This is a genomic window from Acinetobacter sp. HR7 (genome assembly GCF_000773685.1).
In the GTDB taxonomy this organism is placed as follows: domain Bacteria; phylum Pseudomonadota; class Gammaproteobacteria; order Pseudomonadales; family Moraxellaceae; genus Acinetobacter; species Acinetobacter thermotolerans.
The window spans coordinates 38,230-47,640 of record NZ_JPQO01000200.1 but is presented as its reverse complement, the minus strand read 5'-3'; the positions used below and the strand labels follow the sequence as shown (position 1 = coordinate 47,640).

The 9,411-nt window shown below is 46.4% G+C and carries 7 protein-coding genes; 1 reads left to right on the top strand and 6 read right to left on the bottom strand.

Annotated elements, in window-relative coordinates:
- Positions 1 to 52: 52 nt before the first annotated feature.
- The 6 genes from dmpG to GW12_RS15785 form a co-directional block, all read right to left on the bottom strand.
- Positions 53 to 1,072, bottom strand: a complete 1,020-nt coding sequence (gene dmpG / locus GW12_RS12330) for a 4-hydroxy-2-oxovalerate aldolase (RefSeq protein ID WP_034587928.1) — start codon at positions 1,070 to 1,072, stop codon at positions 53 to 55.
- A gap of 11 nt (positions 1,073 to 1,083) precedes the next feature.
- Positions 1,084 to 1,980 (bottom strand): acetaldehyde dehydrogenase (acetylating), encoded by an 897-nt coding sequence (locus tag GW12_RS12325; RefSeq protein WP_034587926.1) that lies wholly within the window; start codon positions 1,978 to 1,980, stop codon positions 1,084 to 1,086.
- A 22-nt stretch (positions 1,981 to 2,002) separates the two neighbouring features.
- Entirely contained in the window at positions 2,003 to 2,800 is a 798-nt protein-coding gene (locus GW12_RS12320; protein WP_034587924.1) for a 2-keto-4-pentenoate hydratase, read from the bottom strand.
- Between the two features lie 409 nt (positions 2,801 to 3,209).
- Complete coding sequence (locus tag GW12_RS12315; protein ID WP_034587921.1) at positions 3,210 to 3,878, bottom strand: HAD-IA family hydrolase; 669 nt, start codon at positions 3,876 to 3,878, stop codon at positions 3,210 to 3,212.
- Between the two features lie 313 nt (positions 3,879 to 4,191).
- Entirely contained in the window at positions 4,192 to 5,130 is a 939-nt protein-coding gene (locus GW12_RS12310) for an RluA family pseudouridine synthase (RefSeq protein WP_034587919.1), read from the bottom strand.
- A 519-nt stretch (positions 5,131 to 5,649) separates the two neighbouring features.
- Entirely contained in the window at positions 5,650 to 5,832 is a 183-nt protein-coding gene (locus tag GW12_RS15785) for a hypothetical protein (protein ID WP_161788392.1), read from the bottom strand.
- Positions 5,833 to 5,905: 73 nt separating this feature from the next.
- Between GW12_RS15785 and GW12_RS12300 the strand changes: the two genes are divergently transcribed.
- Positions 5,906 to 9,307 (top strand): Rne/Rng family ribonuclease, encoded by a 3,402-nt coding sequence (locus GW12_RS12300; protein ID WP_034587917.1) that lies wholly within the window; start codon positions 5,906 to 5,908, stop codon positions 9,305 to 9,307.
- The last annotated feature ends 104 nt before the right edge of the window (positions 9,308 to 9,411 follow it).

Genomic DNA, 9,411 nt, shown 5'->3' with positions numbered 1-9,411 from the left:
AACTGACTGGCATTACCCTTTCGGACGCTTTTTTAAACTTAGCTTTTAACTATTAAGCTTGCAGCTCTTTAGCTTTTGCCATAGTTAGTGCCAAGTCTTCAATCATATCTTCCTGACCACCAACGGTGCCACGACGACCAAGCTCAAGCAGAATTTCACGAGCAGATACGCCATATTTTGCTTCAGCACGTTTAGCAAATAGCAGGAATGAAGAGTAAACACCAGCATAACCTAAAGTTGCTGCATCACGGTCCGCACGGATCTGGTGAGTCATCATTGGGATGATCAGATCTTCTGCAACGTCTTGAACTTTGAACAGGTCCACGCCAGTTTCGATTTGCATACGGTTTGCAACTGCCACAAACAACTCAAGTGGAGTGTTACCTGCACCAGCCCCCAGGCCAGCAGATGCCAAGTCAACACGTGTTGCACCGGCTTGAACTGCAGCAACAGAGTTGGCAACACCCATACCTAAGTTATGGTGACCGTGGAAACCGATTTCGATGTCTGAACCTAGGTTGCCACGCAAGATACCAACACGGTCAGTTACGTCTTGAGGCAGCATATAACCTGCAGAGTCAGTCACATAGATACAGTTAGCGCCGTAAGACACCATTTTTTGTGCTTCTTCAAGCAGTTTTTCTGGAGAAGCCATGTGCGCCATCATCAGAAAGCCCACAGTGTCCATACCCAGTTTACGAGCAGCAGTAATATGTTGTTCAGAAACATCCGCTTCAGTAGAGTGAGTCGCAACACGGATGGTTGCTACACCTACATCATGTGCCATTTTCAGGTGATCAACAGTACCAATACCAGGAAGTAAAAGTGCAGACACTTTGGCTTGTTTAAGGTTTGGAATCACCGCTTTTAAATATTCTTCGTCAGTCGCTGCTGCGAAACCATAGTTCACAGAGTTACCGCCAAGACCGTCACCGTGAGTGACCTCAATTAAAGGCACACCGGCATCATCCAAAGCAGTTGCGATTGCAACCATTTGCTCAGGTGTAGTTTGATGGCGCATTGGATGCATACCATCACGTAAAGTCATATCATTAATAATAATCTTAGACATGAAGGTGCTCCTTAAGCTTCAACTGCATTTAAAACACGTTCTGCAAACATTTCTGCGGTACGTGCAGCTGCTGCAGTCATAATGTCGAGGTTACCTGCATATTTCGGCAGGAAGTCACCCAGACCTTCAACTTCAAGGAAGATCGATACGCGGTTGCCATCAAATACTGGACCATTGACCAGCTTGTAACCTGGTACGTATTTTTGAACTTCTTTGATCATCGCGTATACAGATTCAGTGATCGCTGCCTGATCTGGCTCACCTTCTACTAGACAGTGAACAGTGTCACGCATCATCAGTGGTGGCTCAGCCGGGTTAATGATGATGATCGCTTTACCTTGTTTCGCACCGCCGACTTTCTCAATCGCACCTGCAGTTGTACGAGTGAATTCATCGATATTTTTACGCGTACCTGGACCTACAGACTTAGTCGATACAGTCGCGATGATTTCGCCATAGTTCACAGGCTGAACGCGAGAAATTGCTGCAACCATAGGAATTGTTGCCTGACCACCACAAGTCACCATGTTTACGTTTGGCACTTCGCCTTGTTCAAGCAATGCTTCAAGGTTCACTGGCGGTACGCAGTAAGGACCGATTGCAGCTGGAGTCAAGTCGATCATTAACACGCCAAGCTCGTTCAGCTTACGGCTGTTTTCAGCGTGTACATAAGCGGAAGTTGCATCAAATGCGATTTTGATGTCATCTTCAACTACGTGAGGAAGCAGACCATCTACACCTTCAGCAGTGGTTTTTAGGCCCATTTTCGCTGCACGCGCCAGACCTTCAGAAGTTGGGTCAATACCCACCATCCATACTGGTTCTAACCATTCGCTACGTTGCAGTTTATAAAGCAAGTCAGTACCAATGTTACCTGGACCGATCAATGCACATTTAATCTTTTTCATGAATGTACTCTCTTATATTCCCTTATTCAGCAGCAAAAGCAGCTGTTACAGAACCGAAGCCTTCAATTTCAACTTTAAATTCGTCGCCTGGTTGTGCGACAACCATTGGACCCAAAGCACCAGTCAGGATGATGTCGCCTTTCAGCAATGGACGGCCACGACGTACCATTTCGTCTGCCAGCCACACAGCAGCGTTTAATGGGTTTGCCAGACATGCTTTACCCACGCCTTGAGAAACCACTTCGTCGCCACGTGTCATGACCATCTTGCAGTTCACAAGATCAAGGTTTTTCAGTTTGACAGGCTTAGAGCCCAGAACGAATGCAGCAGAAGATGCATTATCAGCCACAGTATCGATCAAGCTGATTTTCCAGTTTTCGATACGGCTATCGACCACTTCTACCGCAGGCAATGCATAATCAGTTGCACTGATAATGTCTGCATACGTGTGTTTTGCTTTGGTTAAGTCTTCTTTGATCACCAATGCAATTTCTGCTTCAACTTTCGGTTGAATCAATAGACCTGCAGGAATCGCTTCACCATCACCATAGGCCATATCGGCAAATAACATACCGAAGTCAGGTTGGTCTACACCGAGTTGCGCTTGAACAACTTTAGATGTCAAACCGATTTTACGACCGACCAAACGGCGACCTTCAGACAATGCACGCTCTGTATTTACTTCCTGAACGGCGTATGCGATATCCACGTCAGCACTTTCACCACCAAGTTGTGGACGGATCGGTGCGATCGCAGTTTTTGATAATTCAGCGCTACGTAATGCTTGTGCAACTGATTCAACAACAGCAGAATTCGACATCAATGTTTCCTTAAACTGCAAAAATGAGGCTTATGCTGAAATCCAGAAATAGACCTCAACAAACCGCGATACGAGCATCTGCAATTTGGGAAATAGACCTATCCTGAAAAGAGCATAAAAATAAACAGTCTAAGAATGGGAAAATTAGGAAACGAATGCCAATAGTTATTTTATTTTTTGCTATAGCTATTAACTATAAATATTTATTATATTAATTTAATAAAAACAGTGATTTATTTATTTTCTCTAGAAAAATTCCGAGTGAAATCATCAACAATATTCTTGGTTTAATTTGGTCAAGTTTGCAGCATTAGACTAAAAGATGAGACTAAAAGCACGAATTTAACCCAGTTACAGGCATTCCCGGTTACTAGAATACCTGTTTCTTAATGAAAAGCAGAATACCAGATTAAATCGCTTCCTTCCATTGGACTTTAGCCAATAAAAACTCATGCAAACTGCTGACATCGTTGACAATCGACAGCGGATTAAACTGCGCTAAAGTTTCTGGTGTATGCACACCATAAGCCACGCCAACACTCGGCATGGCAATATTCATGGCCATTTCCAGGTCATAAGAAGTATCACCGACCATAATCGCTTCATGCGCCTGCACTCCAGTTTCAGTCAGAATTTCTTCCAGCATCAGCGGGTGTGGTTTGGAATGAGTTTCACTGGCAGCACGAGTCACATGAAACAGATCCATACTTTTGGTCTGATTAAGTACTCGATCCAATCCTTTACGGCTTTTACCGGTTGCCACTGCTAGTTTGATGCCTCCACCTTTTAAGCTATACAGCATCTCAGCTACGCCCTCAAACCAGGCATCATTGACTGAGTTCGCCACATAATGTTCTGAATAGGCCTGCAAAATATCGGCATGTAATTCTGGCACGTCGGGAAACAGTCGCTGTGCTACTTCTGGTAAACCAAGGCCAATAATGCTTTTCGCATCTGCATCAGTTAAAGGTTGCTGAAACTGCTGCGCGGCAAACTGTAAACTTGACACGATCTGACCCACTGAATCAAATAAAGTGCCATCCCAATCAAAAATGACCAGTTTTACAGGTGAATTCATATAAGGTTCCTATATTTAAGTCAGTAAGAAAAGCTTCATTACTTCTTGCGGGAAAATTCAAAACATGAAATAAGCTATCGCAACCGCCCCTCTCCTTCTAGGAGATGGTTAGGGAGAGGTTAAATTAATTCATAACCATCATTAGCTTCAATGATCAACTGTTTTCGCGTAGGTATTACCTACTTTTCAAGGATGAAAAGTAGCAAAAAATCCTTTGTTACGCTGATGGTACATCCCTATACCACAGCGTAACGGCGACATCCCTGTCGCCTTCAATATCCTTAGAAGATGGAGATAATCTTATGAAGAAAGATTAATCCGGCTTCTGCGCTCTTAACTGCGCTACCAGACTCTGCATATCTTCCGGCAATGGCGCTTCAATCACCGGATAACCCGGAATTTCCAGACGCATCGCATGCAGGCACAAACGACGTGGCTTTGGACCATTGTATTCAGTCTGGTGACCGTATTTCTCGTCCCCAACCAGTGGATGACCAATACTGAGTCCATGCACACGAATCTGATGGGTACGACCAGACAGCGGAGAGGCATACACCAGTGTCGCATGCATAAAACGCTCTGCCACGTTCCACTGGGTTTTCGACTCTTTCCCTTCTTTAGAGACACGCACACGACGTTCACCATTGGACAGTTCATAACGGTGTAAAGGTGCATCAATCAGTTGCTTGTCCAGCGTTACCTGCCCTTTGACAATGGCAGCATAAGTTTTACGGATTTTGTGTTCACGCAACATATCCTGCAGCGTTTTCAAGGTGCTGCGCTTTTTCGAGATCATTACCAGACCGGAAGTGTCACGGTCAATGCGGTGAATTAATTCCAGATATTTTTTACCAGTCGCGGCACGCAAGCCTTCGATCAGACCATAAGCCACACCGCTACCACCATGTACAGCAATACCGGATGGCTTGTTCACCACCATCAGACCTTCATCTTCATATACCACTCGGGCTAAAAGACCTTGCGCAACTTTGTCAGACACTGGCGCAGCAGACTCATCTTTTTGTTCATAACGGATGGGGGCGACACGAATCTGGTCACCAATATTCAGTTTGGTTTCTGCCTTAATCCGTTTTTTATTGACGCGAACCTGGCCTTCACGGATCAAACGATAGATGCGGCTTTTGGGTACACCTTTCAGACGACTAAACAGGAAATTATCGATTCGCTGTCCGTCTTGGTGTTCATCCACCTCAAACCACGTGACGTTTTGCCATTGTTGCGTAGAATTCATACAGTTACTATGACCTAAAAATTGATTGAAATTGATTAAATATTGATCACTTAGGCTATGCTTTACACAAGAAACATAAGCTTAGCCCATAGGCAGATGATGCAAGGTTTGATATAGTCAGCGCACGGAAACCATCGTTTGTGAGTGAAAGTGAGTGACTGCCAGGTCTAATTCTGTGCATGATCATTCAATTAAAGCCTCACATAATACGGGAAGGTCCCAAAAGAATTATGCCGACGCCGAAGGCTTATTATATCGGCAAAAAAGCAAACTGTTGCGTTTAATTGTACCTCGGGTACATAAATCAGTTTGCCGGAAAAAATATGCTGCCAACTTTGTTGGCTTTTAAACGTAAACTGATACACATCAGATTAGTCGCACCCTGGAAAACGACTTCAGGCTACAGCGTCTGATGCATTGGATCTGCACAGTTTGTAAAGATACGACGATAATTCCGTATCAAGACACTCTATCTACAAAGAAGAGATGCTCTTCGAGCAATGTGACAGTGAAAGTTACTCACATCCAATGCACCGCTCGTCCGCCAGTGAAGCGTTCAGGTGACTTTAATCGTTTAAAGATTGAAGCCGTATTGCCATCATCAATACGTGAATCAAAAAACCGAAGCTGATCTATATCAAAATAGACGCCGGGAATAAAAGACTCAGACCACGATGCCAAAACATTTGCGATCTGAGCCATTGATCCGTGATGTTTGATGTTCGCTACGTGAATAGCGATTTTTTGGTGTGTATCACTATAAGGTGTTACACCCATGAAACGTATGTTGATTAATGCAACACATGCCGAAGAAATTCGCGTTGCACTTGTCACTGGTCAGCGTCTTTACGATTTCGATTTAGAAAATCGTACCCGTGAACAAAAAAAATCGAATATCTATAAAGGTCACGTCACTCGCGTAGAACCTTCTTTGGAAGCAGTATTCGTTGAATACGGTGCAGGCCGCCAAGGCTTCCTTTCAATGCGAGAAATCGCAAGCTCTTATTTCAAGGCAGATCCTCGCCAGACTTCAAATATCCGTGAACTGATTACTGAAGGCACAGAACTTCTGGTTCAGGTTGAAAAAGAAGAACGTGGCAACAAAGGTGCTGCTCTTTCTACTTTCATCTCACTTGCTGGTCGTTATCTGGTCTTGATGCCAAACAACCCGAAAGGTGGTGGTATCAGCCGTCAGATTTCCGGTTCAGTGCGTGAAGAACTGAAAGAAATGCTGGCGTCTTTAAACGTACCACGTGGTATGAGCGTGATCGTACGTACTGCAGGTATTGGCCGTACGCAAGAAGAATTGCAACTTGACTTGCAACATCTGCTAGACCTTTGGGCGCAAATCCAAAGCACGGCTAACTCTGGTCCATCACCAATGCTGGTACATCAGGAAGCAGGTGTGGTGACTCGTGCCATCCGTGACTATTTACGTGATGATGTTGCTGAAATCCTGATTGACTCTGAACAAGCTTACAACGAAGCCTATAACTTCGTAAAAGCGGTCATGCCACGCCAGTTAGACAAGCTGAAAACCTATACTTTAAATGAGCCTTTATTCGCTCACTTTGGTATCGAAAGCCAGATTCAAACTGCTTATGAACGTGAAGTAAAACTGCCTTCTGGCGGTTCGATCGTGATTGACCAGACTGAAGCATTGGTTTCAATCGACATCAACTCAGCAAAATCAACCCGTGGTCAGGACGTTGAAGACACCGCGCTGAACACCAACCTTGAAGCTGCAGAAGAAATTGCACGCCAGTTACGTTTACGTGATATCGGTGGCTTGGTGGTGATCGACTTTATCGACATGACCAAAGACCGCAACCAGCGTATGGTAGAAGCGAAACTGCGTGAAGCAACGCAAAGCGACCGTGCACGGATCCAGTTCGGCCAGCTGTCACGTTTCGGCCTGATGGAAATGAGCCGTCAACGTCTGCGTCCTTCACTTGAAGAAGCAACTGGCTATGTTTGCCCACGTTGTCATGGTACCGGTATGGTTCGTGACCTGCGTTCTCTATCCCTTTCAATCATGCGTAAAGTGGAAGAAATTGCCCTGCGTGAACGTCATGGTGAAGTTCAGGTTGAAGTACCAGTAGAAATCGCGGCATTCCTGCTCAATGAAAAACGTCACAGCCTAGTATATCTGGAACAGACTTCCAATGTTCGTGTGACTGTACTGCCTCACCCTCACTTAGAAACTCCACATTACGAGATTTCTTATAACCCAGAAGGCTTTGCACCAACCAGTTATGAACGCACTGAAGCAACCCGTTCAAGCGAAAAAGAGTTGGGCTACGAAGCTTCTGAATGGCATCTGGAAGAAGAACAGCACGCACTTGCTATTGCATCGGCTCCAGCACAACCGCAAAACGGCAAAAACAACAAACGCCGCAATAACCAGAATGCACAGCAGGCACCTGCTGCAGCACAACCAGCACCTGCACAAGCTGCTACTGCTCCAACTGCCAGCCCATGTGCATGGCTAGAAAACCTGTTTGTACAAAAACAGGCAACCACAATTGATCAATCCCGTACTGCAAACAATGCCGCAGCAGCGATTGAACAGATGGTCAACAGCGGCGCAGTAAGTCGTGGTCAGTTCGGTCAGGTTGCTGCACCTACAGCAGCAGCGCCAGTCCAGGCAGCTCCAGCAGTCGCACCTGCAGCGGCTAGCAATGCTTATCTGGCACCATCGACTGTAGTCCACAAACCTGAACGCGATCAGACTGAAAAAGCTGAACATGAGAAATCACAACGCAACAAGAAACAGCGTAACAAGCACAAAGAGCCACGTGATTCTCAGCAGCACGACAATGCACAACATCAGGTGCATGAAGAAGTGGTTCAGTTGTCTCGCCAGGAACAACGCCAGGAAGCACGTGAAAATAAACAACGTGGTTCTCGCCGTCAGCACCATAACGAGTCTGCACAACAAGGTGATAATCAGGGCAATGAGCAACAGCAAAATGTGCCACGTCGTGACCGCCGTAACCAGCCACGTCCAGAACGTCCAAATCGCCACCGCGATCAAAGCGTGCTGAACGAGCAAGCTGCTGCGCCAGCGCCAGTGGTTGAAGCTCCGGTCGTGAATGAACAGCAAGTGCGTGTCGAACTTGTTGATGCACCGCGTCAGGAAGTAACTGCAACTGCGATGGTCGTGAACATTGACCAGGGTCAAAGCGAAATCGTGGCACTGAACGGTACTGCACCTGTGGTTGCTGCTCCAGCTGAAACTGCACCTGAAAAGGCGCCAGCGGTAGCTACCATGGCAGCAGAACTGGAACAGAAAACTGAAGCGGTTGAACTGACTGAACCACCTGCTCCAGCGGCTGCACTTGAACAGGCAGCGCCGAAAGCTGCGGAAAAAACCCGTGCCAGCAATGACCCACGTCAACGTCGTCGTGACCGTCGTGCCGCACAAGGTCAGCAGGCTCAGGTTGAACAAGTGCGTCCAAGTCAGGTACCAACCCTTGGTCAATACACTGTCGGCACGCTGATCCGTCATGTTTACGGTGAAGACTGCTCAGTGCTGATCGAACAGTTCGGCCTGATGGCAACCTTCAACCGTGCACTGGACAAGTTCACTCAACAGTACAACGAAAGCCTTGCGGCTCAAGCAGTTGTTGAGAAGAAACCCGTAACGCGTGATGTAGAAGTAGCGAAAGCTCAGCCTGAACCAGAGCCAGCTCCGGTACTGGATCTGACTCCACCTAAACCTGTAGCAACCAAACGTGTAGCGAATGATCCACGTGAACGTCGTCGTCTGGCAAAACTTGCTGCAGAACAAGCACTTGAGCAGGCTAAACAGGCAGCTCAACAAACTGAAGAAAAAGCTGAAGCACAAGCTGAACAGCCGCTAGCTGAACCGGCTGCAGAAGCTCAAGCAGTTGCAGCAGAGCCTGCTGAAACTGTAGAGGCGCTGAAGACTGAACAGGTAGCTGAAGCTCCTGCACAGCTAGAATTGGCTGAACAGGCTGAACCAGCAACTGCGGAAGCTGAGCAATCAACAGCAGAAGCAGCGCCAGTTGCAGAAGAAAATGCAGCTGAAACAGCTAAGCCAAAGGCTGAAACAGTGGAAGCAGCACCAGCGAAAGCTGAGAAATCGCCTGCCCGCCCACGTCGTCCACGTGGTCGTCCACCGAAAAAAGCCAATACTGCAACTGAATCATAATTTGCCGAATTGCAGTGAACTAAAAAAACCTAGTCATTCCGGTGGCTAGGTTTTTTTTGCTAGATTCTGTCAAATTAGGTTGATTACTCTTGGAATCAACGATT